Source organism: Streptomyces mangrovi (genome assembly GCF_900114215.1).
GTDB classification, from domain to species: domain Bacteria; phylum Actinomycetota; class Actinomycetes; order Streptomycetales; family Streptomycetaceae; genus Streptomyces; species Streptomyces barkulensis.
The window spans coordinates 158,196-184,458 of record NZ_FOSG01000011.1 but is presented as its reverse complement, the minus strand read 5'-3'; the positions used below and the strand labels follow the sequence as shown (position 1 = coordinate 184,458).

22 protein-coding genes are annotated in these 26,263 nt (G+C 73.9%); 13 read left to right on the top strand and 9 right to left on the bottom strand.

The window, feature by feature from the left end; genetic code table 11:
* Positions 1–4: 4 nt before the first annotated feature.
* Positions 5–754 (top strand): MBL fold metallo-hydrolase, encoded by a 750-nt coding sequence (locus BM237_RS17350; RefSeq protein WP_093850589.1) that lies wholly within the window; start codon positions 5–7, stop codon positions 752–754.
* Between the two features lie 172 nt (positions 755–926).
* On the opposite strand, the gene BM237_RS17345 is transcribed toward BM237_RS17350, so the two are convergent.
* The 3 genes from BM237_RS17345 to BM237_RS17335 form a co-directional block, all read right to left on the bottom strand.
* A complete protein-coding gene (locus tag BM237_RS17345; protein ID WP_093850620.1) occupies positions 927–1,790 on the bottom strand; it encodes an ABC transporter ATP-binding protein in 864 nt (287 codons plus the stop codon).
* 83 nt (positions 1,791–1,873) lie between these two features.
* Positions 1,874–2,902 (bottom strand): FecCD family ABC transporter permease, encoded by a 1,029-nt coding sequence (locus BM237_RS17340; RefSeq protein ID WP_093850588.1) that lies wholly within the window; start codon positions 2,900–2,902, stop codon positions 1,874–1,876.
* A gap of 68 nt (positions 2,903–2,970) precedes the next feature.
* Positions 2,971–4,041, bottom strand: coding sequence for a FecCD family ABC transporter permease (locus BM237_RS17335; protein WP_093850587.1), 1,071 nt, complete (start codon positions 4,039–4,041; stop codon positions 2,971–2,973).
* 138 nt (positions 4,042–4,179) lie between these two features.
* Between BM237_RS17335 and BM237_RS17330 the strand changes: the two genes are divergently transcribed.
* The 10 genes from BM237_RS17330 to BM237_RS17285 all read left to right on the top strand — a co-directional run bounded on the left by BM237_RS17330 (position 4,180) and on the right by BM237_RS17285 (position 16,484).
* The gene (locus BM237_RS17330) at positions 4,180–5,217 is read left to right on the top strand and encodes an ABC transporter substrate-binding protein (RefSeq protein WP_093850586.1); all 1,038 of its coding nucleotides are present in this window, start codon (positions 4,180–4,182) and stop codon (positions 5,215–5,217) included.
* Positions 5,218–5,310: 93 nt separating this feature from the next.
* Complete coding sequence (locus tag BM237_RS17325; protein ID WP_093850585.1) at positions 5,311–6,261, top strand: siderophore-interacting protein; 951 nt, start codon at positions 5,311–5,313, stop codon at positions 6,259–6,261.
* Between the two features lie 202 nt (positions 6,262–6,463).
* Positions 6,464–7,960 carry a pyridoxal phosphate-dependent decarboxylase family protein gene (locus BM237_RS17320; RefSeq protein ID WP_245793699.1) on the top strand — a complete coding sequence of 499 codons (1,497 nt, stop codon included), beginning with the start codon at positions 6,464–6,466 and terminating at the stop codon, positions 7,958–7,960.
* Positions 7,961–7,991: 31 nt separating this feature from the next.
* Positions 7,992–9,293, top strand: coding sequence for a lysine N(6)-hydroxylase/L-ornithine N(5)-oxygenase family protein (locus BM237_RS17315; protein ID WP_093850583.1), 1,302 nt, complete (start codon positions 7,992–7,994; stop codon positions 9,291–9,293).
* Positions 9,290–9,862, top strand: coding sequence for a GNAT family N-acetyltransferase (locus BM237_RS17310; protein ID WP_093850582.1), 573 nt, complete (start codon positions 9,290–9,292; stop codon positions 9,860–9,862). Before BM237_RS17315 ends, BM237_RS17310 begins: the two co-directional genes overlap by 4 nt.
* A complete protein-coding gene (locus tag BM237_RS17305; RefSeq protein WP_093850581.1) occupies positions 9,859–11,691 on the top strand; it encodes an IucA/IucC family protein in 1,833 nt (610 codons plus the stop codon). The genes BM237_RS17310 and BM237_RS17305 overlap by 4 nt, the downstream gene beginning before the upstream one ends.
* 6 nt (positions 11,692–11,697) lie before the next feature.
* The gene (locus tag BM237_RS17300) at positions 11,698–13,227 is read left to right on the top strand and encodes a DHA2 family efflux MFS transporter permease subunit (RefSeq protein ID WP_425443705.1); all 1,530 of its coding nucleotides are present in this window, start codon (positions 11,698–11,700) and stop codon (positions 13,225–13,227) included.
* 2 nt (positions 13,228–13,229) lie between these two features.
* Positions 13,230–15,419 carry a penicillin acylase family protein gene (locus BM237_RS17295; protein WP_093850580.1) on the top strand — a complete coding sequence of 730 codons (2,190 nt, stop codon included), beginning with the start codon at positions 13,230–13,232 and terminating at the stop codon, positions 15,417–15,419.
* On the top strand, positions 15,416–16,054 hold the full coding sequence (locus tag BM237_RS17290) for a GNAT family N-acetyltransferase (protein ID WP_093850579.1): 639 nt from the start codon (positions 15,416–15,418) through the stop codon (positions 16,052–16,054). The genes BM237_RS17295 and BM237_RS17290 overlap by 4 nt, the downstream gene beginning before the upstream one ends.
* A 58-nt stretch (positions 16,055–16,112) precedes the next feature.
* Entirely contained in the window at positions 16,113–16,484 is a 372-nt protein-coding gene (locus BM237_RS17285; protein ID WP_093850578.1) for an MmcQ/YjbR family DNA-binding protein, read from the top strand.
* Positions 16,485–16,551: 67 nt separating this feature from the next.
* Here the strand turns inward: BM237_RS17285 and BM237_RS17280 are convergent, their stop codons facing one another.
* The gene (locus tag BM237_RS17280; protein ID WP_093850577.1) at positions 16,552–17,172 is read right to left on the bottom strand and encodes a PadR family transcriptional regulator; all 621 of its coding nucleotides are present in this window, start codon (positions 17,170–17,172) and stop codon (positions 16,552–16,554) included.
* Positions 17,173–17,342: 170 nt separating this feature from the next.
* Between BM237_RS17280 and BM237_RS17275 the strand changes: the two genes are divergently transcribed.
* The gene (locus BM237_RS17275) at positions 17,343–17,735 is read left to right on the top strand and encodes a nuclear transport factor 2 family protein (RefSeq protein ID WP_093850576.1); all 393 of its coding nucleotides are present in this window, start codon (positions 17,343–17,345) and stop codon (positions 17,733–17,735) included.
* A 127-nt stretch (positions 17,736–17,862) separates the two neighbouring features.
* Positions 17,863–19,896 (top strand): NADPH-dependent 2,4-dienoyl-CoA reductase, encoded by a 2,034-nt coding sequence (locus tag BM237_RS17270; protein WP_093850575.1) that lies wholly within the window; start codon positions 17,863–17,865, stop codon positions 19,894–19,896.
* Between the two features lie 56 nt (positions 19,897–19,952).
* On the opposite strand, the gene BM237_RS17265 is transcribed toward BM237_RS17270, so the two are convergent.
* From BM237_RS17265 to BM237_RS17245, 5 genes are read right to left on the bottom strand one after another with little or no spacing between them, the layout of a single operon-like run.
* Entirely contained in the window at positions 19,953–20,552 is a 600-nt protein-coding gene (locus BM237_RS17265) for a TetR/AcrR family transcriptional regulator (RefSeq protein ID WP_093850574.1), read from the bottom strand.
* Entirely contained in the window at positions 20,537–21,349 is an 813-nt protein-coding gene (locus tag BM237_RS17260; RefSeq protein ID WP_093850573.1) for an enoyl-CoA hydratase family protein, read from the bottom strand. The genes BM237_RS17265 and BM237_RS17260 overlap by 16 nt, the downstream gene beginning before the upstream one ends.
* Positions 21,346–22,962, bottom strand: a complete 1,617-nt coding sequence (locus BM237_RS17255; RefSeq protein ID WP_093850572.1) for a 4-coumarate--CoA ligase family protein — start codon at positions 22,960–22,962, stop codon at positions 21,346–21,348. Before BM237_RS17255 ends, BM237_RS17260 begins: the two co-directional genes overlap by 4 nt.
* A 29-nt stretch (positions 22,963–22,991) precedes the next feature.
* Positions 22,992–24,182, bottom strand: a complete 1,191-nt coding sequence (locus tag BM237_RS17250) for an acyl-CoA dehydrogenase family protein (protein ID WP_093850571.1) — start codon at positions 24,180–24,182, stop codon at positions 22,992–22,994.
* Positions 24,179–26,263, bottom strand: a complete 2,085-nt coding sequence (locus tag BM237_RS17245; protein WP_093850570.1) for an ATP-binding protein — start codon at positions 26,261–26,263, stop codon at positions 24,179–24,181. The genes BM237_RS17250 and BM237_RS17245 overlap by 4 nt, the downstream gene beginning before the upstream one ends.

Here is a 26,263-nt window from a genome sequence, read left to right as displayed (position 1 = left end):
AGCGATGCGCACACCGGAGACGGTCCGGGTGGAGACGGGCGTCCACCTGGTCTCGGGCAGCGACACCAACTGGGTGATCATCCAGGACGGCGACGCCGTGACCCTGGTGGACACCGGGTATCCCGGAGACCGCGAGCTGCTGCTCGCCTCGCTCCACGCGGTCGGCGCCGATCCGTCCGCGGTGGCGGCCGTACTGGTCACGCACGCCCACAGCGACCACATCGGCTCGGCCGAGTACCTGCGCACGCGGTACGGGATCCCCGTCCTGGCCCACCGGGAGGAAGTTCCCCATGCCCGACGGGACTTCCTCCAGCAGGTCTCCGTCGGACGGATCGCCGCAGGCGCGTGGCGCCCCGGCGTCCTGCCCTGGGCCGTGCGCGCGCTGCGGTCCGGCGGGAAGAAGGAGACACCGGTCGCCGAGCCGCGGGAGCTCCCGTGCGACGGTCCGCTCGATGTCCCCGGGCGCCCGGTGCCCGTCCACACCCCCGGCCACACCGACGGGCACTGCGCCTACCACCTGCCGGACAGGGGGATCCTGATCACCGGCGACGCCCTCGTCGGCGGGCATCCCACCTCCGGCCTCCGGGGGCCCCAGCTGCTGCCCCGCATGTTCCACCACGACCACGGCCGCGCGCTGGCCTCGCTGTCCGCACTGGCGGCCACCGGCGCGGACGTCCTGCTGCCCGGCCACGGGCCGGTGCACCGGGGCCCGGTCCGTGCCGCCGTGGAGCACGCACGCGGCCCGGCCGGGTGACCCCTCCCCGGCCGGGCCGGGCCGGGACCGGCCGGGGGTTGGTGGTGGGAGTTCCGGGCCTCGTGGCCCCTGCCGGCCGCGGGGCTCGGCCTGCGCTGACGCCCCGGTTCCTCCGGCCGCGGGGCGGCCGGAGGAACCGGGGCGGCCGGAGGAACCGGGGCGGCGGGACGGATCAGGAGAGGTGACCGGCCACCTGCGGCCTGCGGGCGCGGCGCCGCGCCGCGGGCACCACCAGCGGAGTCCCGGTCTCCGGGTCGTCGATGACCCGGCAGGGCAGGCCGAAGACCTCCTCGACCAGTTCGGCGGTCACGATCCGCTCCGGCGGCCCGGAGGCCACCACCCGCCCTTCGCGCATGGCGATCAGATGGGTGGCGTAGCGGGCGGCGTGGTTGAGGTCGTGGAGGACGGCGACCAGGGTGCGGCCCTCCTCCTGGTGGAGGCGGGCGCACAGGTCCAGGATGTCGATCTGGTGGGCGAGGTCGAGGTAGGTGGTCGGCTCGTCCAGCAGCAGCAGGGGGGTCTGCTGGGCCAGCGCCATGGCGATCCACACCCGCTGCCGCTGCCCGCCGGACAGTTCGTCCACCGCGCGGTCGGCGAGGTCGGCGACGCCGGTGGAGGACATCGCCTCCGCGACGACGCGCTCGTCCTCGGCCGACCACTGGCGCAGCAGGCTCTGGTGCGGATAGCGGCCCCGGGAGACCAGTTCGGACACGGAGATGCCCTCGGGGGCGACGGAGGACTGCGGCAGCAGGCCGAGAGTGCGGGCGACCTGCTTGGCGCCTGCCGAGGAGATGTCCCTGCCGTCCAGGAGCACCGCCCCGGCGACCGGCTTCAGCATCCGTGACAGGGCGCGCAGCAGGGTGGACTTGCCGCAGGCGTTGGGGCCGATGACGACGGTGAAGGAGCGGTCCGGTATCGCGACCGTGAGGTCCTCGGCTATCGTCCGCCGGTCGTAGGCGAGGGTCAGGCCCTCGCCGCTCAGCCTCGTCCCCCCGGCTGCCGGGGTGCCGTGGTCGCGGTGGTTGCCCTGCGTCATCCGTTCTGCTCCGTCCTGAGGGTGTCCGACCGGGGCCTGGAGGTCCTGGGGGCCGGGGAGGTCCCGGACCGCCGCGGGGGTGTTCATATCCTTCCCGCCTTCCGCTGGGTGGCCAGCAGCCACACCAGGTAGCAACCGCCGAGGAGGCCGGTGACGACGCCCACGGGGATCTGCCGTCCGGTGAAGAGGTTCTGGGCGGCCCAGTCGGCGACCACCAGCACGGCCGCGCCCATGCAGGCGGCGGGCAGCAGGTTGGGACCGGGTGCGCGGGTGAGGCGCTTGGCGAGCTGGGGCGCGGTGAGCGCGACGAAGGAGACGGGTCCGGCGCAGGCCGCGGCGAAGGAGACCAGGACGACGGCGGAGCCCAGCGCCGTGGTGCGGGCGCGCTCGACGCTCACACCGAGGGCGTGTGCCGCGTCGTCGCCCATCTCCGTCATCCGCAGGGCCCTTCCGCAGCCCAGGACGACGACCGGGCCCAGCACCGCCAGGGCGATCAGCGGCGGGGTGAGTTCGGGCCAGCCGCGGCCGTCGAGGCTGCCGGTGATCCACAGGATCGCGCGGGAGGCCTCCATCAGCTTGCCGCGGGTGAGCAGGTAGCCGTTGACGCCGGTGAGCATCGCCAGGACGCCGATGCCGGTGAGCACCAGCCGGTAGCCGTGGAGCCCCTGGCGCCAGGCGAGTGCGTAGATGAGCAGTCCGGTCAGGACCCCTCCGGCGATGGCGCCGCCGGCCAGGGCCGTGCTGCTGCCGCCGGCGAGGACGACGAGCAGTGCGCCGGTGGAGGCGCCCTGGGTGATGCCGAGCATGTCGGGGCTGCCCAGCGGATTGCGCACCACGGACTGGAAGACGGCCCCGGCCAGGCCGAGCGATGCGCCGGTGAGGAGGGCGGCGAGCACCCGGGGCAGCCGCAGCTCGTTGACGATGAAGTCCTGGGCCGGGGTGCCGCCTCCGGTGAGGGTGGTCAGCACCTCGGCAAAGCTCATGGGGTAGTCGCCGCTGCCGATGGTGACGACGCCGGCGGCCAGGGCCACGAGCAGGCAGACGACGGCGGCGGCCAGGGCGCGGGGGCGGAAGCGGAGGCTGAGCGCCGGCCCGGCGCGGAGGATCCTCATGCCGGTTCCCTTACCGGTTCCGGCGCCAGTCCTCGTGGCGGTCCTCGTGGCGGTCCTCGTGGCGGTCCTCATGCGGCGGCCACCTTCCGCCGCCGCAGGACGTAGAGGAAGAGGGGGCCGCCGAGGACGGCGGTGACGACGCCCACCTGGAGCTCGCCGGGGCGGCCCAGCAGCCGGCCGAGCACATCGGAGCCGAGCAGCAGCACGGGGGCGAGCACCGCGCAGTACGGCAGCACCCAGCGCAGGTCGGGGCCGGTGATCGCGCGGACCAGATGCGGCACCATCAGCCCGACGAAGACGATGGGGCCGGCGGCGGCGGTGGCCGCGCCGCACAGCAGGGTGACGGCGACGACGCAGGCGGCGCGCACCTTCTCCGGCCGGGCGCCCAGGGCCCGGGCCTGGTCGTCGCCGAGCGTGAGGGCGTTGAGCGGCCGGGCGAGGGCGAGAGCGGCCAGGGTGCCGGTGGTGATGAACGGCAGCACCTGCACCACGGCGTCCATCCGGGCCGAGGCCAGCGAGCCGACGGTCCAAAAACGCATCCGCTCCAGTGACGCGGCGTCCAGAATCATCGCGGCGCTGACGTAGGAGTACAGGGCGGCGTTGAGCGCCGCGCCGGCCAGCGCCAGCCGCGCCGGGGTCGCCCCGCGCCCGCCGCCGACGGCGTAGACGAGGACGGAGACGACCGCCGCGCCGACCAGGGCGAACCACACGTAGCCGGTGAAGCCGGTCACCCCGAGGAAGGCGATGGAGGTGACCACCGCGGCCGACGCGCCGGCGTTGATGCCCAGCAGCCCGGGGTCCGCCAGCGGATTGCGGGTCAGCGCCTGCATCACCGCGCCGGCCAGGCCGAGGGCGAGGCCGACGAGCAGCCCGAGCAGGGTGCGCGGCAGCCGCATCTCGTGCACCACGCTCCAGGTCGCGGAACCGCTGTCGAAGAGCCCGGACCAGACCTCGCCCGCCGACAGCGGCCGGGCGCCGAAGCCCAGGCTCAGCACCAGCAGGACGAACAGAAGGGCCACGGCGCCCGCCAGTCCGGCGGAGCGCAGGGCGGTACGGGTTCGCGTCGGCGGCCCCTCCACGGCAGGGGGCGGGGCCGGTTCCGTTGTCTCCCCGGCGGGGCTCGGTTTGATGAGTGACACGTGCGGACTCCGGTGTGCCGGGGGGAGATCGGCGACCGCCCCCTTGGGCTCGAACTTTGGTTAGGTTAACCTAACAGCCGCGGCCGGTGGTCTGAACACCTGTCGCATCCTTGTGCGTTTGCTCAGAGAGGCCCAGTCATGTCCTACGCAAGAACCGCCAACCTCTCCCGCCGGGGCATTCTCGCGGCGGGCGGCGCCCTCGGCCTGGGCGCCCTGCTCACGGCCTGCGGTGACGGCGGTTCGCAGACGTCGGGCAGGACCGCCGAGAAGGACGGCGGCCCCTGGTCGTTCACCGACGACCGCAAGAAGAAGGTCACCGCCGACAAGACCCCCGAGCGCATCGTCGCCTTCACCGGCACCGCCGCCGCCCTGGCCGACTTCGGCCTGAAGGACCGGATCGTCGGCGTCTTCGGCGAGACGGTCCTGGAGGACGGCTCGGCCCACCCGCAGGCCGGCGACCTGGACGTGAAGAAGATCGAGGTCATCGGCAACGCCTGGGGCGAGTTCGACATCGAGAAGTACGCCGCGCTCAGCCCCGAACTGCTGGTCACGCACCAGTACGACGCCAACTCGCTGTGGTACGTGCCGGAGGAGAGCGCGGACAAGATCCTCAAGCTCGCCCCCAGCGTCGCCGTCCAGGTCGCGGACGTCTCCCTGCTCAAGCCGATCCAGCGCTACGCCGCCCTGGCCGAGTCGCTGGGCGCCGACCTGAAGTCCAAGCAGGTCACCGACGGCAAGGCCCGTTTCGAGGCGGCCGCCGAGAAGCTCCGCAAGGCCGCCAAGGCCAGCGGCGGGCTGCGGGTGCTGGCCGCCTCCGGAAGCGCGGACTACTTCTACGTCTCCACCCCCGCGCCCGCGGCCGACCTGAAGTACTTCGCCGAACTGGGCGTCGAGTTCGTCATCCCCGAGGACGTCAAGGCCAGCGGCGGCTACTTCGAGAGCCTCAGCTGGGAGAACGCCGGGCAGTACGAGGCCGACCTGATCATCCTGGACAACCGCAGCACCGCCCTGCAGCCGAAGGACCTGAAGTCCAAGCCCACCTGGGAGGCGCTGCCGGCGGTGAAGGCCGGCCAGGTCGCCGAGTGGGACCCGGTGCCGCGCTTCTCCTACCAGGGCGCCGCCCCGCTGATGGAGAACCTCGCCGACGCCATCACCAAGGCGAAGAAGCTCGGCTGAGTCGGGGCCGAAAGGCGCCACGTCGCCTTTCGGCCCCGATCGCACAACCCCAGACCGCGCAGGACAGCAACCTCCGAGAAGGAGAGCCCGCAGATGACACCGCGCACCGCCACCCCCGTCGCCTCTCCCGCCGCAGCCTCCCCTGTCGCCGCCTCTCCCGCGGCTCACCGGCGGCCGGCTCCCCGCCGCGCTCCCGCCGCCCGGCAGGCCGCCTCGGCGTTCGAGTTCTTCGAGGCCTCGGTCCTCCGCACCGCGCGGCTGGGGCCGTCCCTGGTCCGGATCACCTTCGGCGGGGAGCGGCTCCGGCGGTTCGCGGGTGGCGGAAGGGACCAGAGCTTCTCGCTCTTCCTGCCGCAGCCCGGCCGGCGCGAGCCCGTCGTCCCGGTGGAGCTGGGCGACGGCTGGTTCGCGGCCTGGCGGGCGATGGACCCTGCGGTGCGCGCGGTCATGCGGTCCTACACCGTGGCCGCGCAGCGCCCGGAGGCGGGCGAGGTGGACGTCGACTTCGTCCTGCACGGCGACACCGGGCCCGCGACCCGCTGGGCGCGGCGCGCCCGGCCCGGTGACCGGGTCCGCCTGCTGGGCCCGGTGACCGCGGAGAACAAGAGCGTCGGTTTCCGCCCTCCCGCCGGAACGGACCGGGTGCTGCTCGCCGCCGACGAGACGGCGCTGCCCGCCGTCGCCGGGATCCTGGCCTGGCTGCCCGCCGGTGTCCGGGCGCGGGTGTGGGTGGAGGTGCCCCGGGCCGGGGACGTACGGCCGCTGCCCACCGAGGCCGACGCGGAGGTCACCTGGCTGGTCCGGGAGGACTTCCGGCGGCACGGCGCGGTGGTCGACGCCGTACGCGAGGCCGCGCCGACGGAGGACGCCTGGGGCGGCGCGTACGCGTGGCTGGCGGGCGAGGCCGCCGCGGTGCGGGCGCTGCGCCGCCATCTGGTGTCCGAACGGGGCCTCGACCGCGGCCGGGTGGCCTTCTCCGGGTACTGGCGGCTGGGCGCCTCGGAGGAGGATCTGCGCGCCGAGGCGCTCGCCGGCGCCGCCTGACGAGGGGTCAAACCCATACAGAGCCCCACGTACCACCCGTGGTACGAGGGGCTCTCATGTGATCAAAGTAAGTTAGGATAGCCTCACCTAAGTTTCCCGCTCCCCCGATTCGGAGGACCCGCGCGTGAGCCCCCAGGGATCCGCCTCCCCTCTCGCTCCTGCCGACACGGCCGACCCCGTCGGCGGCGACCCCCGCTCCCATCTGCTGAACGACTCCACCGCCGAGTACTACCGGCGGCTGGTCTCCGAAGGCGTGGCACGGGTCGCCCGGACCGTCGCCGGAACCAGCCGCCCGTTCACCGGTGTCACCCCCGGTGAACTGGCCCCGGTGATCGACGGCATCGACCTCGACCGCCCCCTGGGCGATCCGGCCGCCGCCCTCGACGAACTGGAGCGGGTCTACCTCCGCGACGCGGTCTACTTCCACCACCCCCGCTACCTCGCCCACCTCAACTGCCCGGTGGTGCTTCCCGCTCTGCTGGGCGAGGCCGTCCTCTCCGCCGTCAACTCCTCCCTGGACACCTGGGACCAGAGCGCCGGCGGCACTCTGATGGAGCGCCGGCTCATCGACTGGACCGCCGCCCGCATCGGTCTGGGCCGCGCCGCCGACGGCATCTTCACCAGCGGCGGCACCCAGTCCAACCTCCAGGCGCTGCTGCTGGCCCGCGAGGAGGCCCTCCGGGTGCTGCGGAAGAACTCCCCCACCCCGCCGCCGGTCTGCGAGATGCTGCCGAAACTGCGCGTCCTGACCTCCGAGGCCGGCCACTTCTCCGTGCTGAAGGCCGCCAAACTCCTCGGCCTGGAGCCGGGATCGGTCGTCTGCGTCCCCTGCGACGGCGACCGCCGGATGCGCACCGACGCCCTCGCCCGCGAGCTGCGCCGCTGCCGGGAGGAGGGCCTGACGGTGATGGCCGTCTCCGCCACCGCCGGCACCACCGACTTCGGTTCCATCGACCCCCTGCCCGAGATCGCCGAACTGTGCCAGGAGGCCGGGACGTGGTTCCACGTCGACGCCGCCTACGGCTGCGGGCTGCTGGCCTCACCCACGCGCCGTCATCTGCTGAGCGGCATCGAGCGGGCCGACTCGGTCACCGTCGACTACCACAAGTCCTTCTTCCAGCCGGTCAGTTCCAGCGCCGTCCTCGTCCGCGACGGCGCCACCCTGCGGCACGCCACGTACCACGCCGACTACCTCAACCCGGCCCGCAGCGCGGAGAAGCGCATCCCCAACCAGGTCGACAAGTCCCTGCAGACCACCCGGCGCTTCGACGCGCTCAAGCTGTGGCTGACCCTGCGCATCATGGGCGCCGACGGCGTCGGCGCCCTCTTCGACCAGGTGGTGGACCTCGCCGCCGAAGCCTGGCGGATCCTGGAGGACGACCCCCGCTTCACCGTCGTCACCAGGCCGACGCTGTCCACCCTGGTCTTCCGCTGCACCCCCGGCGGGGCCACCGGCGCGGGCTGCGACGAGACGGCCGTGGACCTGGCCAACCTGCACGCCCGCGAGGCTCTGGCCGCCTCCGGCGAGGCCGTGGTCGCCGGAACGGTGGTCGACGGCCGCCACCACCTGAAGTTCACCCTGCTCAACCCGGAGACGACGACGGACGACATCCGCGCCGTCCTCGACCTGATCGCCGGGCACGCCCAGGAGCATCTGGCTTCCTCCGCCGCCCGCCTCAGCGGCTCACCGGCCGCCTGAACCACCGGATCACCAGACCCACGGAGACGACGTGTCCACCCCTCACGACTTCATAGCCATCGGACTGGGCCCCTTCAACCTGGGGCTGGCCTGCCTGACCGAGCCGGTCGACGACCTCGACGGGCTCTTCCTGGAGAGCCGCCCGGAGTTCGACTGGCACCCCGGCATGCTGCTGGACGGCGTCACCCTGCAGACGCCCTTCATGGCGGATCTGGTGACCATGGCCGACCCCACCTCCCCCTACTCCTTCCTCAACTACCTGAAGCAGTCCGGGCGCCTGTACCAGTTCTACATCCGCGAGAGCTTCTATCCGCTGCGCGCCGAGTACAACGCCTACTGCCGCTGGGCCGCCGGCCGGCTGTCCTGCGTCCGCTTCGGCCGCGAGGTCGTCGCCGTCTCCCACGACGAGGCCGAGGGCCTGTACACCGTCACCGCCCGCGACACCTCCACCGGCGAGCTCGGCGAGCACCGGGCCCGCCATCTGGTGCTGGGCACCGGCACCCCGCCGTACGTCCCCGGGTCCTGCGAGGGACTGGGCGGCGACCTGATCCACAACTCCCGCTACCTGGAGCACAGGAAGGCGCTCCAGGCCAAGAAGAGCATCACCGTCGTGGGTAGCGGGCAGAGTGCCGCCGAGATCTACCACGACCTGCTCTCGGAGATCGACACCCACGGCTACCGCCTGAACTGGGTCACCCGCTCCCCGCGGTTCTTCCCGCTGGAGTACACCAAGCTGACCCTGGAGATGACCTCCCCCGACTACATCGACTACTTCCACGCCCTGCCCGAGACCACCCGGCACCGGCTGGAGGGCGAGCAGAAGGGCCTGTTCAAGGGCATCAACGAGGTGTTGATCAACGACATCTTCGACCTGCTGTACGCCAAGAGCGCCGCCGGCCCCGTCCCCACCCGGCTGCTGACCAACACCGCGCTGACCTCCGCCTCCCACGACGAGGCGAGCGGCTCCTACACCCTGGGCCTGCACCAGGTCGAGCAGGACAAGGAGTTCACCCTCACCACCGAGGGCCTGATCCTGGCCACCGGCTACCGCCACCGCGTCCCCGCCTTCCTGGACGGGATCCGCGACCGCCTCCGCTTCGATTCCTCGGGCCGCTTCGACGTCGCCCGCAACTACAGCGTCGACGTCACCGGACGCGGCGTCTTCCTGCAGAACGGCGCCGTCCACGCCCACAGCGTCACCTCTCCGGACCTGGGCATGGGCCCGTACCGCAACTCCTGGATCATCCGCGACATCCTCGGCCGCGAGGTCTACCCCGTCGAGAAGTCCATCGCCTTCCAGGACTTCGGCGCCCCCGAGGGGAGCATCGCGTGAGCGACGTCCTCTTCCACCGCGAGGACCCCGGTCTGGGGGGATTCTCCGTGGTCGCCCTCGACCCCGCCGCCGACGCGCCCCTGCTGCACTCCTGGGTGACCCATCCCAAGGCCGTGTACTGGATGATGCAGGACGCCGACGAGCGGCAGGTCGCCGACGAGTACCGGCGGATCGCCGGACACCCGCACCACGACGCCTTCCTGGGGCTGCACCGCGGCAGCCCGGCCTTCCTCGTCGAGCGCTACGACCCCGCGCACGTGGAGCTGGCCGGGCTGTACGACCACCGGGCGGGCGACGTCGGGATGCACTTCCTCACCGCGCCGTCCGACACCCCGGTCCACGGGTTCACCCTCGCCGTCATCACCACGGTGATGGCGATGCTCTTCGAGGACCCGGCCACCCGCCGCGTGGTCGTCGAGCCCGACGCCCGCAACACCGCCGTGCACGCCCTCAACGCCGCCGTCGGCTTCGAGGTCGCCGGCACGATCGCCAAACCGGAGAAGGAGGCCCTGCTGAGCTTCTGCACCCGCGAGCGCTTCGAGGCCGCCATGCGAGGAGCCGCCCTGTGACCGCCCCCTCCCCCCACGCCGTACCGCAGTCCGATCCGCAGCGGGCCGTGGCCCATCTGACCCCCGGCAACTGGGACACCGCCGTACGGCTGCTGCTGCGCAAGGCCCTGTCGGAGTTCTCCCACGAGCGCCTGCTGACCCCCGCCGAGCTGGGCGACGGACGCTACGCCGTCACCGGCGGCGGCGAGGACGGCCGCGAGGCGACCGAGTACCGCTTCACGGCCCGCCTGATGGAGCTCGACCACTGGCAGATCGACGCCGACAGCATCACCCGCCACCGCGGCCGGGCCGAACTGCCCCTGGACGCCTTCGCTTTCTTCACCGAGTTCCGCGGCGCCCTGGGCCTGAGCGACGAGATCCTGCCCGTCTACCTGGAGGAGATCAGCTCCACCCTGGCGAGCACCGCGTACAAACTGGCGAAGGAGCCGGTCACCGCCGCCGAGCTGGCCGGCGCCGGCTTCCAGGCGATCGAGACCGGCATGACCGAGGGCCACCCCTGCTTCGTCGCCAACAACGGCCGCCTGGGCTTCGGGATCCACGAGTACCTGGCCTACGCGCCGGAGACCGCGGCCCCGGTACGGCTGCTGTGGGTGGCCGCCCACCGCGACCACACCACCTTCACCTGCTCGGCCGACACCGACTACCACGCGCTGCTGCGCGCCGAGCTCGGGCAGGCCGCCCTGGACCGGTTCGACTCCGTCCTGCGCGGCCAGGGCCTGGACCCGGCGCACTACCTGCTGATCCCCGTCCACCCCTGGCAGTGGTGGAACAAGCTCGCCGTGACCTTCTCCGCCGAGGTCGCCCAGCGCCGGATCGTGCTGCTGGGCGAGGGCGGGGACGAGTACCTGGCCCAGCAGTCCATCCGCACCTTCTTCAACACCTCCGCGCCGGGCAAGCACTACGTCAAGACGGCCCTGTCCGTGCTGAACATGGGCTTCATGCGGGGTCTTTCGGCGGCCTACATGGAGGCCACCCCCGCCATCAACGACTGGCTGGCCGATCTGGTCGCCAAGGACCCCGTCCTGCGCGCCACCGGCCTGGAGGTCATCCGCGAGCGCGCCGCCGTCGGCTACCGCCACCCCGGCTACGAGGCCGCCACCGACCGCTACTCGCCCTACCGCAAGATGCTCGCGGCCCTGTGGCGCGAGAGCCCCGTCCCGCGGCTGGAGGAGGGACAGCGCCTGGCCACCATGGCGTCCCTGCTCCACACCGACGGCGAGGGGGGCTCACTGGCCGCCGCTCTGATCGAGCGCTCGGGCCTGACCCCCGAAGCCTGGCTGGGCCGCTACCTGGACGCCTACCTCACCCCGCTGCTGCACAGCTTCTACGCCTACGACCTGGCGTACATGCCGCACGGCGAGAACGTCATCCTCGTCCTGGAGGACGACGCGGTGGCGCGGGCGGTGTTCAAGGACATCGCCGAGGAGATCGTCGTGATGGACTCCGGTGTGGAACTGCCCCCCGAGGTGGAGCGCATCCGCGCCGAGACGCCCGAGGACATGCGGCTGCTGGCGATCCTCACCGACGTCTTCGACTGCTTCCTGCGCCACCTGGGCGCGATCCTCGCCGACCGGGGCGTGCTGACCGAGGACGCCTTCTGGCGCACGGTCGCCGAGGCGGTGATCCGCTACCAGGAGTCCGTGCCGGAGCTGGCCGACCGGTTCGAGCGGTACGACATCTTCGCCGGGGAGTTCGCGCTGTCCTGCCTCAACCGGCTCCAGCTGCGCGACAACCGGCAGATGGTGGACCTGGCGGACCCCTCCGGCGCGCTCCAGCTCGTCGGTAGCCTGAGGAACCCCATCGCCCCCTACGCCCCGGGGAGGGCCTGACACACCGTGGTGACGACCGACCCGGCCACCGGCACCGGCCCGGCATCCGAGCCGGCGGCCGGACCGCCCGGCGGGCACCCCGCCCGCTGGGCGATCCTGGCCGTGGTCTGCCTGGCCGAACTCGTCGTGGTGCTCGACAACACCGTGCTCAACGTGGCGATCCCGTCGCTGACCGGCGAGCTGGGCGCGTCCACCGCCGACGTGCAGTGGATGATCAACGCCTACGCGCTGGTACAGGCGGGCCTGCTGCTCGCGGCGGGCAACGCCGCCGACCGCTACGGACGCAAGCGGATGCTGCTGACCGGTCTGGCCCTGTTCGGGGTCGGCTCGCTGGCGGCCGGACTCGCGTCCTCCTCCGCCCAGCTCATCGCGGCCCGCGCGGGCATGGGCGTGGGCGCGGCGCTGCTGCTGACGACCACCCTCGCCGTCGTCATGCAGGTCTTCGACGCGAGCGAGCGGCCCAAGGCCATCGGCCTGTGGGGGGCCGTCAACGCCCTCGGCTTCGCCTCCGGGCCGGTCGTCGGCGGGCTGGTGCTCAGCCACTACTGGTGGGGCGCGATCTTCCTGATCAACATCCCGGTGGTGCTCATCGGTCTGGTCGCCGTCGCGATCCTGGTGCCCGAGAGCCGCGACCCGCGCGGCGGCCGCCTGGACCTGCCGGGCCTGGTGCTCTCCGTCACCGGCATGACCTGCGTGGTCTACGCCGTCATCACCGGGCCGGAGGAGGGCTGGGGCTCTCCCCGGATCCTGGTGCCGGCCGTGCTGGGCGCCGCCGTGCTGGCGGCCTTCCTGCGCTGGGAGCGGCGCACCGACCATCCGATGCTGGATCCGGCCCTGTTCCGCAGCCGCCGCTTCACCGGGGCGGTGACGGGTGTCGTGCTGATCACCTTCGGCAGCGGCGGCGCCCTGTACCTGCTCACGCAGCAGTTCCAGTTCGTCCGCGGCGACAGCCCGCTCCAGGCGGGCCTGGCCGTGGCGCCCTTCGCGCTGACGGTGGTGCTGGTGAACTTCACCGGCGCCTCCGCGCGGCTGATCGCACGCTTCGGCCTGCCGGTGATGATCGCCTCGGGCATGGCCGTGATGGCGGCCGGCCTCGCGGTCGTCGCCCTCGTCGGCGACGGAGGCTACGGCGGGATCCTGTCCGGTCTGGTGCTGATGGGGGCGGGCTGCGGCTGCGCCAACCCTGCCATCGCCGAGGCCGTCATGAGCTCGATCCCCAAGGAGAAGGCGGGCGCGGGAGCCGGTGTCAACGGCACCCTCACCGAGATGGGCGCCGGTCTGGGCGTCGCCGTCCTGGGAGCGGTCCTGGCCTCCCGGTTCGCCGCCCTGCTGCCGGACTCGGCCGGCAACGCCGAGTCGCTGCCCGCCGCGCTGGCCCGGGTCTCCGGGGAGGCGGATCTGGCCGCGGTCGCCGAGGCGTTCGCCTCCGGCCTGCAAACCGGGCAGCTGGCCGGCGCCGCGGCGGTCCTCGCGGGCGGCTGCGCGGCCGGTCTGCTGCTGGGCCGCGCCGGACGGTCCGCCGGGAGGAGGAGCTGAGCATGGCCATAAGGGTTTACCGGGATGCCTGGGGCGTACCGCACCTGCGCGCGGACGGCACGGACGAGCTGGCGTACGCCCAGGGCCGCAACGCGGCGGCGGACCGCGCCTGGCAGCTCGAGGTCGAGCGGCACCGTTCCCAGGGCACCACCGCGTCGTTCCTCGGTGCGGAGGCCGTCCCCTGGGACCGGTTCGCGCGGCGGGTGCGGCTGGAGGACACCGCCCGGCGGTGCATGGAGGCCCTGGAGCGCGAGGATCCCGGCACCGCCGCCTGGGTCCGCTCCTATGTCGACGGGGTCAACGACGGGCTGGTGCAGGGGGCCACCCGGGCGCCGGAGTTCGCCGCCGCCGGCCTGGCCCCCGGCCGCTGGCGGCCGTGGACGCCGATGGGCGTCTGGCTGTCGGCGCACATCCTGTTCGCGGGCTTCCCGGCCAAGCTCTGGCGCGACGCCGTCGCCCGGCTCCTGGGGCCCGAGTGGGTGGGGGTGTTCGCCACCGACGGGCCCGGCACCTCCGGCAGCAACGGCTGGCTCGTCCCGGCGGAGCGCACCGCCACGGGCTCGGCGATCGTCGCGGGCGACCCCCACCGGTTCATCGAGGCCCCGGGTGTCTACCAGCAGATCCGGCTGGCCTGCCCGGAGTTCGACGTCGTCGGCCTCGCCGTCCCCGGCGTCCCCGGCATCGCCCACTTCGGCCACGCCGGCCAGGTGGCCTGGGCCATCACCAACGCCATGGCCGACTACCAGGACCTCTACCGCGAGCGGCTGCGGCGCACCGGGCCGGGCGGGGAGCGGGTGGAGGCGCTGGGCCCGGACGGGTGGCGGCCCGCCGAGCGCCGTGTCGAGACGATCGAGGTGGCCGGCGGCGAGCCCGTGACGGTCGAGGTGATCGAGACCGAGCGCGGCCCCGTCATCGCCGACGGCGACGAGGCGGCGCACTGGGCGGACCCGGACGCCCCGGCGCAGGACTCCCCGGCCGGGGACGTCTCCGGCGCGCTCTCCCTGCGCCATTCCCCGCGGGTGAGCGCGGACCTCGGTTTCGGGGTGCTGCCCGCCCTGCTGCGGGCCCGCTCCGTCGCCGACGTCGACCGCGCCCTGGACGGCTGGGTGGAGCCCGTCAACGTCGTCCTGGCAGCCGACACCGCGGGCGGGACGCTGCACCGGGTGGCGGGCGCCGTCCCCGTGCGCCACCCGGACAACCGGATGAGGGTCGTGCCCGCCTGGGAGCCCCGGTACGCCTGGCGGGGCCGGCACGGGCCGATGCCGCGCGAACGCGTCGGGGGCGTCACGGTCATGGCCAACCAGCGCGGGATCGCCGAACCCCTCGGTGCGGAGTTCGCACCGCCGCACCGGGCCGAGCGCATCCGGGAGCTGCTGGCGGAGCGGGACATGTGGTCCGCGAAGGACATGGCGGCCGTCCACCGCGACACCCTGCTGGCCTCGGCCGCGCCCCTGCTGGACCTGCTGGCGCGCACCGACCCCGGGGAACTGGGTCCGGCCGCCCGGCGGTTGCGGGAACGGCTGCTGGACTGGGACCGCCGTATGGACGCCGACAGCGCCGGCGCCGCCTCCTTCGCCGCCGTGCGTACCACGACGGTCGGGCTGCTGGCCGGGCATCCGCTGCTGCGGCCGCTGGCGGAGCCGCCTCCCGCGCCGGAGGTCTTCCGGCCCTGGCTCGCGCTCGTGCCCCGCGTCGGATACGCCCTGGAGCACCTGCTGACCTCGGACCGGCTGCCGCTCGCCGACCGGATCGGGGCCGTACGGGCCGCGGTCGAGGAGGTGGCGGCCGGCGAGGCCGCCGCCCAGGGCCCGCCGGCGCGGTGGGGCGACACCCACCGGCTCGCGCCCTGGCAGGCGCTGCCGGCCGATCCCGGTGAGCCCTGGCCCGCCCTGGCCGGCGACCACGACTGCGTGCTGGCCACCTCCAGCGTGCCCGGGGTCACCGACCTCAGTACCCGCGCCTCCGCCGCCCGCTACGTGTGGGACCTCGCCCGCCGTGAGGACAGCGCCTGGGTGGTGCCGCTGGGCGCCTCGGGCGTGCCCGGGGACCCGCACCACCGCGACCAGCTTTCGCTGTGGGCGCGCTGCGAGCTGGTACCGGTCGTCACCGACTGGGACCGGCTCACCGAGGAGCCCGCCGCACCACCGGTACCATCCGTACCGTCCGCAGCCCCCGACCGAGGAGAGAAGTGACCGACCCGGCCGCCCCCTCCCACTCCTCCGGCGCCTCCGCCTCCTCCGAGCCCCGGCGCCGCGAAACCGTGCACGAGGCCCGCGTCGAGGGCTTCGGCACGGTCCGCGTCGTCCCCGTGGACCCCGCCCGCGACATCGATCTGCTCCACGACTGGGTGACCCGGGAGCGGGCCCGCTTCTGGGGGATGCTCGACCACACCCGCGAACAGGTTCTGGAGACCTACGAGTACCTGGACTCCCTGTCCACGCACCACGCCTTTCTGATCCACCTCGACGACCGGCCGGTCGCCCTCTTCCAGACCTATGAGCCGGACGCCGACCCGGTCGGCGAGTACTACGAGGTGCGGCCCGGGGACTACGGCCTCCATCTGATGACCGGCCCGGCGGACGGCGGGGCGCGGCCGGGCTTCACCGACGCCCTGCTGACCGTCTTCCTGACCCGTCTGCTGGCCGAGGACCCCGGCCGCAGGCGGATCGTCGCCGAGCCCGACGCCCGCAACCAGAAGGCGGTCTCCCGGCTGCTGCGGACCGGTTTCGTCCTCGGCCCCGAGATCGAACTTCCGCACAAGCGGGCCCGGCTGGTCTTCCTCGACCGGGACGCCTTCCTCGCCCGGACCGCCTCGCGCCCCTCCTGAGGGATCGGGGCGCCCCGGCGCGGTCCGGTGTGTCGGTGGGCGCGGCTACGGTATCGCCGTGATCGATTCCGACGACGTCCGACGTATCGCGCTGTCCCTCCCGGAGACCGTGGAGAAGGAGGCGTGGAGCATGCCCACCTTCCGGGTGGCCGGGAAGATGTACCTCACCGTCCCCGACGACGAGACCTCCGTCGCCGTGCGCTGCCCGCGCCACGAGCGCACCGAGCTGATCGCGGCCGAGCCGGAGAAGTTCTGGGTGCCGCCCCACGAGGCGTCCTCGGCGTGGGTGCGGGTCAGGCTGGCCGCCCTGGAGGACATCGCCGAACTGCGGGACATCCTCGTCGACTCCTGGCGGCAGGCGGCGCCCGAGCGGCTGCTGGAGGCGCATCCGGATCTGGTGCCCGGCGGTGCGGTGGGGTCCGGGACGTAGTCCGGGGCGCCGTGCGGAGCGTAGCCCGGGGCGCCGTCCGGGGCCCGGCCGGCGGGCGCGGGGCCGCTCATCGCCGGTGGCCGGACGCCTCCACCCTGTCCCCGTGCCCGCCGCCGGGGCCCGCACCGGTACCGGCGCCGCGCTGCCGCAGGACCCTCAGGGCGGTCTCGCACCACTGCAGGTTCTCGCGCTCGAAGGCGATGCCGCGCAGCAGTGTGAGGTAGGGGCCCACGCGCCGGGCCCGGGCGAAGTACTCCTCCTCGGTGCGCCCGTCCAGCAGCTTGGCGCGCCCCCGCTCGTAGCGGGCCAGTTTGGCCGTCGACCACTCCAGTTGCGTCTCGACGGCGGCCCGGACTCCCTCGATGTCGCCCACGTCGGCGCTCTGGACCTTCACCAGCAGTTCGTCGCGGATGACGGTGGGCCGGGCCGGGGCGGCGGCGGTGTAGTCGCGCAGTGCGGCGTATCCCGCCTCGGTCAGGGAGAACAGCCGCTTGTTGGGCCGGCGCTCCTGCTGGACGACGCGGGCCGCCACGAGCCCCTCCCGCTCCATGCGCTCGAGTTCGCGGTAGAGCTGCTGGGGGGTGGCCGTCCAGAAGTTGGCGACCGAGGAGTCGAATCCCTTGGCCAGGTCCCAGCCCGACGCCTCGCCTTCCAGTAGGGCCGCCATCACCGCGTTGCGCAGAGCCATCCCCGTATTGGAGCACGGGGGCGACCTGCCGACAAATCGACCGTTCCCCGCCGGTCCCCCTCCGGCTCCGTGCCGGCGGGCACGGCTTCGGCCCGGGTGTGGACAGACTTCCCGCCAGGATTTACTCTCCAATGCACCTAGTAAACTTTTTGGCTATCGAGGTGGTCGGTATGAACCCCTTCCGGCGCGCCGTGGAGGCCCGCGACGAGCAGGCCCTGGCGGACCTGCTGGCCGAGGACGTCGTCTTCACCAGCCCCGTCGCGTTCAGGCCCTACGAGGGCAGGGCGATCACCGCGGCGATCCTGCGCGGCGTGATGCGGGTCTTCGAGGACTTCACCTACACCCGTGAGTTCTCCGGCCCGGACGGCAGCGACCACGCCCTCGTCTTCACCGCCACGGTCGGCGGCCGGCAGATCCAGGGCTGCGACTTCCTGCACTTCGACGAGGACGGCAGGATCGACGACCTCACCGTCATGGTCCGCCCGCTGTCCGCCGCCCAGGCGCTGGCCGAGGCCATGGGCGCGCAGTTCGAGCGGATCTCGCGCGAGGCCGCCGGCCGCTGACCGCCGGCCCCTCCCGCTCCCCGTCCCACCGCGCCTCGTTCCACCGCGCCTCGTTCCACCACCCCTCCTTCCGCCGCGCCGCCCTCACCCGCAGCCCTCACCCGCACCGAACCGGGAGACCGACCGCATGACCGCCTACCCCCATCTGCTCCGGCCGCTGGACCTGGGCTTCACCACCCTGCCCAACCGGGTCCTCATGGGCTCGATGCACGTCGGACTGGAGGAGGCCCCCGACGGCTTCTCCCGGATGGCCGCCTTCTACGCCGAGCGTGCCCGCGGCGGCGTCGGCCTGATCGTCACCGGCGGCATAGCCCCCAACGAGGCCGGACGCCCCTACCCCGGCGGCGCCATGCTCACCACCGAGGAGGAGGCCGAACGCCACCGCGCCGTCACCGACGCCGTCCACGCCGAGGGCGGCCGCATCGCGATGCAGATCCTCCACTTCGGCCGCTACGCCTACCACCCCGACCTCGTCGCCCCGAGCCCGCTGAAGGCCCCGATCAGCCCCCACACCCCGCGCGAACTCACCGACGCCGAGATCGAGCAGACCGTCGAGGACTTCGCCCACTGCGCCGCCCTCGCCCGGTCCGCGGGCTACGACGGCGTGGAGATCATGGGCTCCGAGGGCTACCTCATCAACGAGTTCATCGCCTCCGCCACCAACCACCGCACCGACCGCTGGGGCGGCCCGTACGCCAACCGCATGCGCTTCCCCGTCGAGATCGTGCGCCGGGTCCGCGAGCGCGTCGGCGAGGACTTCATCATCGTCTACCGGCTGTCCATGCTCGACCTGGTGCCCGGCGGCTCCACCTTCCCCGAGGTCGTCGAGCTCGCCCGCGCCGTCGAGGCCGCGGGCGCCACCATCATCAACACCGGCATCGGCTGGCACGAGGCGCGCATCCCCACCATCGCCACCTCCGTGCCCCGCGGCGCCTACACCTGGGTCACCCGCAGGCTGATGGGGTCCGTCTCCGTCCCGCTGGTCACCTGCAACCGCATCAACAACCCCGAGCTGGCCGAGCGGATCCTCGCCGACGGCGACGCCGACATGGTCTCCCTGGCCCGCCCCATGCTCGCCGACGCCGACTTCGTCGCCAAGGCCGCCGCCGGCACCCCCGAGGCGATCAACACCTGCATCGGCTGCAACCAGGCCTGCCTCGACCACACCTTCAGCCTCAAGATCACTTCCTGCCTGGTCAACCCCCGTGCCTGCCACGAGACCGAGCTCGTCCTGGAGCCCACCCGCCGGGTCAGGGACATCGCGGTGGTCGGTGCCGGACCGGCCGGGCTCGCCTTCGCCGTCTCCGCGGCCGAACGCGGTCACACCGTCACCCTGTACGACGCCGCCCCCGAGATCGGCGGGCAGCTCAACACCGCCCGCCGCGTCCCCGGCAAGCAGGAGTTCGACGAGACCCTGCGCTACTACCGTCACCGGCTCGACACCCTCGGCGTCCGGCTGCGCCTGGGCGCCGAGGTCACCGCGGAGCAGCTCGTGGACGCCGGCCACGACGAGATCGTCCTGGCCACCGGTGTCACCCCCCGCGTCCCCGGGATCCCCGGCATCGACCACCCCAGCGTGGTGGGTTACCTCGACGTCCTCCACGACCGCAGGCCCGTCGGCCGGCGCGTGGCGATCCTGGGCGCGGGCGGCATCGGCTTCGATGTCGCCGCCTATCTCACCCACCCCGGATCCGACGGCGGGCCGGGCGCGCCGGAGAGCACCGAGGCGTTCCTCACCCGCTGGGGCGTCGACACCGGGCACCGCTCCCCCGGCGGCCTGACCGAGCCCGTCCACCCCGCCGCCGAGCGCACCGTCCACCTGCTCCAGCGCAAGACGAGCAAGGTCGGCGCGGGCCTGGGCAAGACCACCGGCTGGATCCACCGCACCGAGCTCAGGCAGCGCGGCGTCACCATGCTTCCCGGTGTCGCCTACGAGCGCATCGACGACGAGGGCCTGCACATCACCGTCGACGGACAGCCCCGGGTGCTGCCGGTGGACACCGTCGTGCTGTGCACCGGGCAGGAGCCCCGGCGCGACCTGTACGACGAGCTGGCCGGACGCGGTGTCAAGGCCCACCTCATCGGCGGCGCCGACATCGCCGCCGAGCTCGACGCCAAGCGCGCGATCGACCAGGGCACCCGCCTGGCCGCCGCCCTGTAGGGCACGGGCCGCCCGCCCCCGCTTCCGCTTCCGCGCGGGAGCGGGACGGACGGCCGTCAGCCGCGCAGGGCCGCCTCGACGACCGCCGCCCACTGGGCCACGACCCGCTCGCGGCGGGCGCCGTCGTCGGTCAGGAGGTTGGCCAGGCCCAGGCCGCGGGCCATGTCGAGCAGGCCCTGCACGGTCTCCCGCACCCCGGGCGCGCTCTCGTCCGCGTCCAGCAGTCGCACCGCCATGCGGTGCGTCTCCCGCCCGATGCGCGCCTCCAGCGCGACCACCCGGGGCGCGAGCTGGGGTTCGTTGGAGGCGGCCACCCACAACTGGAGCGCGGCGCGGAAGAGTTCGCCGGTGTAGAGGCCGACGACCGCCTCGACGGCCTCCCGGACGCCGGCCGGCCTCGGCAGGTCCCGCACAACGGCCGACCGCTCCTCGGCGACGTACTCCACCGCCGCCGTGAACAGGTCCTCGCGGGTGGGGAAGTGGTGCTGGGCCGCCCCGCGGGTGACGCCCGCGTGCTCGGCGACGACCGCGACCGTGCTGCCCGTCCAGCCGCGCTCGGCCAGACAGGCCACGGCCGACTGGAGCAGACGCCTCCGGGTGGCGCGGCTGCGGTCCTGCTTGGGCGCGTTGCCCCGCGTGGTCAGTGGTGCACCCATCGGGGGTCCCGTCGTTCGAGGAAGGCGGACATGCCCTCGCGCGCCTCGCTTGACGCGAACAGCCGCACGGAGAGCTCCGCCAGGCTATCGGTGTCCCGGTCGAAGGCCCGCAGTACCTCCGCCGTGACCAGGCGTTTGGACTCCGCCAGGCCCTGCGGCGAGGCGCGCCGCAGACCGTCCAGGACCGGCTCCAGCGCGGCGTCCGCGTCCTCGGCCGCCAGGGTGACCAGTCCGATGCGGGCCGCCTCCGCCGCGCCGAACCGCTCGCCGGTCAGGTAGTACCGTCCGGCCGCCCGCGCGTCCAGCCGCGGCAGCAGCGGCAGGGAGATCACCGCGGGGGCCAGTCCGAGCCGTGCCTCGGTGAAGGCGAAGGTCGCGCCGGGGCCGGCCACCGCGATGTCGCAGGCGCCCACCAGCCCGGCGCCGCCCGCCCGTACGTGCCCGGTGACGCGGGCGACGACGGGCTTGGGGAAGGCCACGACCGTGCGCAGCAGCCGTGCCAGGCCAAGCGGCGCGTCGGTCGGCCCGGCCGCCGCGCCCGCCTCGCCCAGGTCGGCGCCGGCGCAGAAGGTGGTGCCGGCGTGGGCGAGCAGCACCGCCCGGGCGTCCGGGTCGCGCCCGGCCGCCTCCAGGTGCGCGTACAGCTCCTCCACCAGCCGGGCGGAGAGCGCGTTGCGGTTGTGCGGCGAGTCGAGGGTGAGGGTGGTGACGCCCCGCCCGGCCGAGCTCCGCACCAGGGGCCTGTCCCCGCTGCCGCCGCTGCCGCCCCTGCCGCCGCTGCCGTCCGTGTCCGTCATGCCGTGGCGCCTCTCTCCCCGTCCGTTTCCCCGTCCCGCCGCCGCTGCCGCTCCCCGGCCCGCAGTTCGCGCCGCAGGATCTTGCCGCTGGCGGCGCGCGGCACCGCGTCGGTGAACTCCACCCGCCGCACCTTCTTGTAGGGGGCGACATGCGCGGCCACGTGCGCCAGCACGTCCCCGGCGGTGAGGTGGGCGCCCTCGCGGCGCACCACGTACGCCTTGGGCACCTCGTTGCCGTCCTCGTCCGGGACGCCGATGACGGCGGCGTCGGCGATGCCGGGGTGGGCCAGCAGCACGGCCTCCAGGTCGGCCGGGGCGACCTGGTAGCCCTTGTACTTGATGAGCTCCTTGACGCGGTCGACGACGTACAGCCAGCCGTCGTCGTCCACCCGTCCCACGTCGCCGGTATGCAGCCAGCCGTCGGCGTCGACCAGGGCGGCGGTCTCGTCCGCGCGGCCCAGGTAGCCCTTCATCACCTGCGGTCCGCGGATCCAGATCTCGCCCTCCTGCCCGGCGTCCAGGTCGCGGCCGGGATCGTCCAGGGCGGTGATCCGCATCTCGGTGTTCGGCAGCAGCTTCCCCACCGTCCCCGGCGGAGGGTGCTCCTCCGCCAGCGGCACCACATGGGTGCCCGGCGACAGTTCGGTCATGCCGTACGCCTGCCGCACCGTGGACAGGCCCAGCCGCCGGGCGCACGCCTGGGCGAGTCCGGCGTCCAGCGGGGCGGCGGCGCTGACCACGTGGCGCACCGAGGACAGGTCGTAGGAGTCCACCGCCGGGTGCTTGGCCAGGGCCAGCACGATGGGCGGCGCCACGTACAGGCTGGTGACCCGGTGCCCGGCCACGGCGCCGAGGAACTGCTCCAGGTCGAAGCGGGGCAGGACGACGACGGTGGCGCCCTGCCGCAGGGGCGCGTTCATCAGAGCGGTCAGCCCGTAGATGTGGAAGAACGGCAGCACGGCCAGCAGCCGGTCCTCCGGGCCGCCGGGCGCGACCGGCTGGAGCTGGGCGAGGTTGGTGGCGATGCTGCGGTGGGTGAGCATCACGCCCTTGGGCGCGGCGGTGGTGCCGGAGGAGTAGGGCAGGGCTGCCAGGTCCTCGCCCGGGTCGATGACGACGTCCGGCTCGGGGTCGTCGGTGAGGAGCATGTCCTGGATCGAGCGGTGTCCGTCGGCCCGGTCGCAGACGACGATCTCCCGGACGCCGCCGGCGCGTTCGGCCGCCTGCCGGGCGGTGGCCAGCAGGGGGGAGACGGTGACGATCCAGCGCGCCCGGGAGTCGGCGAGCTGCCGGGCGAACTCCTCGGCGGTGGCCAGCGGGTGGACGGTGGTGACCGCGGCGCCGCACCGGGTGGCGGCGTAGAAGACGGCCGGGTAGGCGATGGTGTTGGGGCTGTGCAGGGCGAGCACATCGCCCTTGCGCAGGCCGGAGGCGGCGAGCGCGGCGGCGATGCGGCGGCTGAAGCCGTCGAGCTGCGCGTAGGTGAGTTCGGTGCCCTCCACTCCGTCGACCAGCGCGGGGCGGTCGGCGAACTCGCGGGCGGACGAACCCAGCACGGCGTCGTGGACGGGCTGGTCGAGGAGCGGGACATCGGCGTACTCGCTGCGGAACACGGTGTCCTCCCGGAAAAGGGGCGGGGGTCTCAGTAGGACCTGGGCAGTCCCAGGGTCTGGTGGGAGACGAAGTTGAGGATCATCTCCCGGCTGACCGGCGCGATTCGGGCGACGCGGGAGGCGGTGACGAGGGAGCCCAGACCGTACTCGCTGGTCAGCCCGTTGCCGCCGAGGGTGTGCACGGCACGGTCGACGGCCTTCGCGCAGGCCTCCGCCGCCGCGTACTTGGCCATGTTGGCCGCCTCGCCCGCTCCCGCGTCGTCGCCCGCGTCGTACAGCAGGGCCGCCTTCCGCGTCATCAGACGGGCCAGCTCGATCTCCACGTGCGCCTCGGCCAGCGGGTGGGCGATGGCCTGGTGGGCGCCGATCGGCTCCTTCCACACCTGCCGGGTGCGGGCGTAGTCCACCGCCCTGGCGACGGCGAAGCGGCCCATGCCGAGCGCGAACGCGGCGGTCATGATCCGTTCCGGGTTGAGTCCGGCGAAGAGCTGGAGCAGCCCGGCGTCCTCGTCGCCGACGAGCGCGTCCGCGGGCAGCCGTACGTCGTCCAGTACCAGTTCGAACTGCTTCTCGGGCGCGGACAGTTCCATCTCGATCATGTTGCGGGAGAAGCCGGGGGTGTCCCTGGGGACGATGAACAGGCAGGGCTTGAGGCGGCCGGTGCGGGCGTCCTCGGTGCGGCCCACGATCAGGGTGGCGTCGGCGATGTCCACACCGGAGACGAAGACCTTGCGGCCGGTCAGGACCCACCCCCCGCCGTCGCGGCGGGCGGTGGTGGTGATGCGGTGGGAGTTGGATCCGGCGTCCGGCTCGGTGATGCCGAACGCCATCTTGCGGCTGCCGTCGGCCAGTCCGGGCAGCCAGGCCCGCTTCTGCTCCCCGGTGCCGAAGCGGGCGATGACGGTGCCGGTGATGGCGGGGGTGACGATGAGCATCAGCAGCGGGCAGCCCACCGCGCCCAGCTCCTCCAGCACGATCGACAGCTCGGTGATGCCGCCGCCCCCTCCCCCGTGCTCCTCGGGGAGGCTGACTCCGAGGTAGCCGAGCTTTCCGGCCTCCCGCCACAGCTCGTCGGTCTGCCCGCCGGCCCGGCGCACCCGCTCGAAGTACTCGCGGCCGTAGCGTTCGCCGAGCGCGGATACGGCCGCGCGCAGCGCCCGCTGCTCGTCGGTCTCCAGCAGTGCGGCCGCCGTGTGCCCGGTGTGCTGGTCAGTGGTCATGTCCCTGCCCCTTCGTCGGTCGCCGGACTCGCCGGCGTTTCCCCGGTGCCGGTGCGGTCCTGCTCCCCGGAGGTGACGACCGCGAGGACGGCGCCGACCTCCACGCGCTGTCCCGCGGTCACCCGCAGTTCCCGCAGCACCCCGTCGGCCGGCGCCGTGACGCGGTGCTCCATCTTCATCGCCTCCAGCCACAGCAGCGGCTGTCCCGCCGTCACCGCGTCGCCGGCGGCGAGGCGGTCGGCGACGCGTACGACCGTGCCGGGCATCTGCGCCAGCAGCGAGCCCGGCTCGGTGCGGGCGTGCGGGTCGGAGAAGCGCGGCAGCGCCGTGAGGGCGTACGCGCCCAGCGGCGAGTCCACGAAGACCCTCGCCCGCCCCTCGGCGTCTCCCGGGCCGGTCCGGCCGCCCGGCCCGTCCGGGTACACCGCGACGTCGAAGCGGTGCCGTACGCCGTCGATCTCCAGCTCGACGTGGTCGGCGGCCACGCGCAGGGCGCGTACGCCCGGCAGGTCCTCGGCCGGCGGCGGGCCGCCGCGCGCGGGCCGGTAGCGCACCTCCACCTCCGTCCCGCCGGGTTCGGCCCGGTAGCGCTTGGTCTGCGGGCCGGAGGGGAGGTTGCGCCAGCCGCCGAGCCGCCCGGAGACGGTCCGCGCGGCCGTGCGGCGCGCCTCGGCGTCCGCCAGGGCCGCCGCGAGGGCCGCCGCGCGCAGGCGCCGTTCGCCGTCCGGGGGTTCCTCGCACAGGCTTGCCAGGTGCCGGTCGTAGAAGCCGGTGTCCATGCGTCCGGAGGCGAAGTCGGGGTGCCGCAGCGAGCGCACCAGCAGGTCGCGGTTGGTGGCCGGGCCGTGGACGTGGGCCCGCTCCAGCGTGTGGGCCAGTTTCCGTACGGCCTCGGCGCGGGTGGGCGCCCAGGCGATGACCTTGGCGAGCATCGGGTCGTAGTGGACGGTGATCTCGTCGCCGCCACCCACGCCCGCGTCCAGCCGTACCCCGGGGCCTCCGGGGACCTCCAGACGGTGCACCCGTCCGGTCCGCGGGCGCCACTGCCGGGCCGGGTCCTCCGCGTAGAGGCGGGCCTCGACGGCGTGGCCGCTCGGTTCGGGCGGCCGGGCGGCGGGCAGCGGGCAGCCTTCGGCGATCCGCAGTTGCAGCGCGACGAGGTCGAGGCCGTACACGCACTCGGTGACGGGGTGCTCGACCTGGAGGCGGGTGTTCATCTCCAGGAAGTACGCACGCCCGTCCGGTGCGAGGAGGAACTCCACCGTGCCCGCGCCCCGGTAGCCGACCGCGCGGGCGGCCCGCTCGGCCGCACCGTGCAGTGCGGCGCGCCGCTCCCCGGTCAGCCCCGGCGCGGGGGCCTCCTCGATCACCTTCTGGTGGCGGCGCTGGAGCGAGCAGTCGCGGGTGCCCAGGGCCCACACCGTGCCGTGGCCGTCCGCGAGCACCTGCACCTCCACATGGCGGCCGCGCTCGACGTAGGGCTCGGTGAAGACCTCACCGTCGCCGAAGGCCGCCTCCGCCTCGGCCGACGCGGCGCGGATCTCGCCGTCCAGCGCGGCCGCCTCGCGCACGATCCGCATGCCGCGCCCGCCGCCGCCCGCCGCGGCCTTGACCAGCAGCGGCAGGTCCTCCTCGCGTACCTCGCCGGGCCGCACCGGTTCCAGCAACGGCACCCCGGCCTTCCTCATCAGCTCCTTGGCGCGGGTCTTGGACGCCATGGCCTCGATCGCCCCGGGCGGCGGACCGATCCAGACCAGTCCCGCCTCCAGCACCGCCCGGGCGAAGCCGGCGTTCTCGGAGAGGAAGCCGTAGCCGGGGTGGACGGCGTCCGCGCCCGCCGCCAGGGCGGCCGCCACGATCAGGTCGCCGCGCAGATAGGTGTCGGCGGGCGTGTCGCCGGGCAGCGGCACGGCCGCGTCCGCCTCCCGCGCGTGGGGGGCGTCCGCGTCGGCGTCGGAGTGGACGGCCACGGTGGCGACGCCCATCTCCCGGCAGGTACGGAAGACGCGCCGGGCGATCTCGCCGCGGCCCGCGACCAGGACGGAGCCGATGGTCCGCTCCGCGTCCGGCTGTGTCGACAT

Bases quoted from the DNA above. Each gene is read 5' to 3' on its own strand.
- BM237_RS17350 (WP_093850589.1), top strand. From the start codon at position 5: ATGCGCACACCGGAGACGGTCCGGGTGGAGACGGGCGTCCACCTGGTC.
- BM237_RS17345 (WP_093850620.1), bottom strand. From the start codon at position 1,790: ATGACGCAGGGCAACCACCGCGACCACGGCACCCCGGCAGCCGGGGGG.
- BM237_RS17340 (WP_093850588.1), bottom strand. From the start codon at position 2,902: ATGAGGATCCTCCGCGCCGGGCCGGCGCTCAGCCTCCGCTTCCGCCCC.
- BM237_RS17330 (WP_093850586.1), top strand. From the start codon at position 4,180: ATGTCCTACGCAAGAACCGCCAACCTCTCCCGCCGGGGCATTCTCGCG.
- BM237_RS17325 (WP_093850585.1), top strand. From the start codon at position 5,311: ATGACACCGCGCACCGCCACCCCCGTCGCCTCTCCCGCCGCAGCCTCC.
- BM237_RS17295 (WP_093850580.1), top strand. From the start codon at position 13,230: ATGGCCATAAGGGTTTACCGGGATGCCTGGGGCGTACCGCACCTGCGC.
- BM237_RS17280 (WP_093850577.1), bottom strand. From the start codon at position 17,172: ATGGCTCTGCGCAACGCGGTGATGGCGGCCCTACTGGAAGGCGAGGCG.
- BM237_RS17275 (WP_093850576.1), top strand. From the start codon at position 17,343: ATGAACCCCTTCCGGCGCGCCGTGGAGGCCCGCGACGAGCAGGCCCTG.
- BM237_RS17270 (WP_093850575.1), top strand. From the start codon at position 17,863: ATGACCGCCTACCCCCATCTGCTCCGGCCGCTGGACCTGGGCTTCACC.
- BM237_RS17265 (WP_093850574.1), bottom strand. From the start codon at position 20,552: ATGGGTGCACCACTGACCACGCGGGGCAACGCGCCCAAGCAGGACCGC.
- BM237_RS17260 (WP_093850573.1), bottom strand. From the start codon at position 21,349: ATGACGGACACGGACGGCAGCGGCGGCAGGGGCGGCAGCGGCGGCAGC.
- BM237_RS17250 (WP_093850571.1), bottom strand. From the start codon at position 24,182: ATGACCACTGACCAGCACACCGGGCACACGGCGGCCGCACTGCTGGAG.
- BM237_RS17245 (WP_093850570.1), bottom strand. From the start codon at position 26,263: ATGTCGACACAGCCGGACGCGGAGCGGACCATCGGCTCCGTCCTGGTC.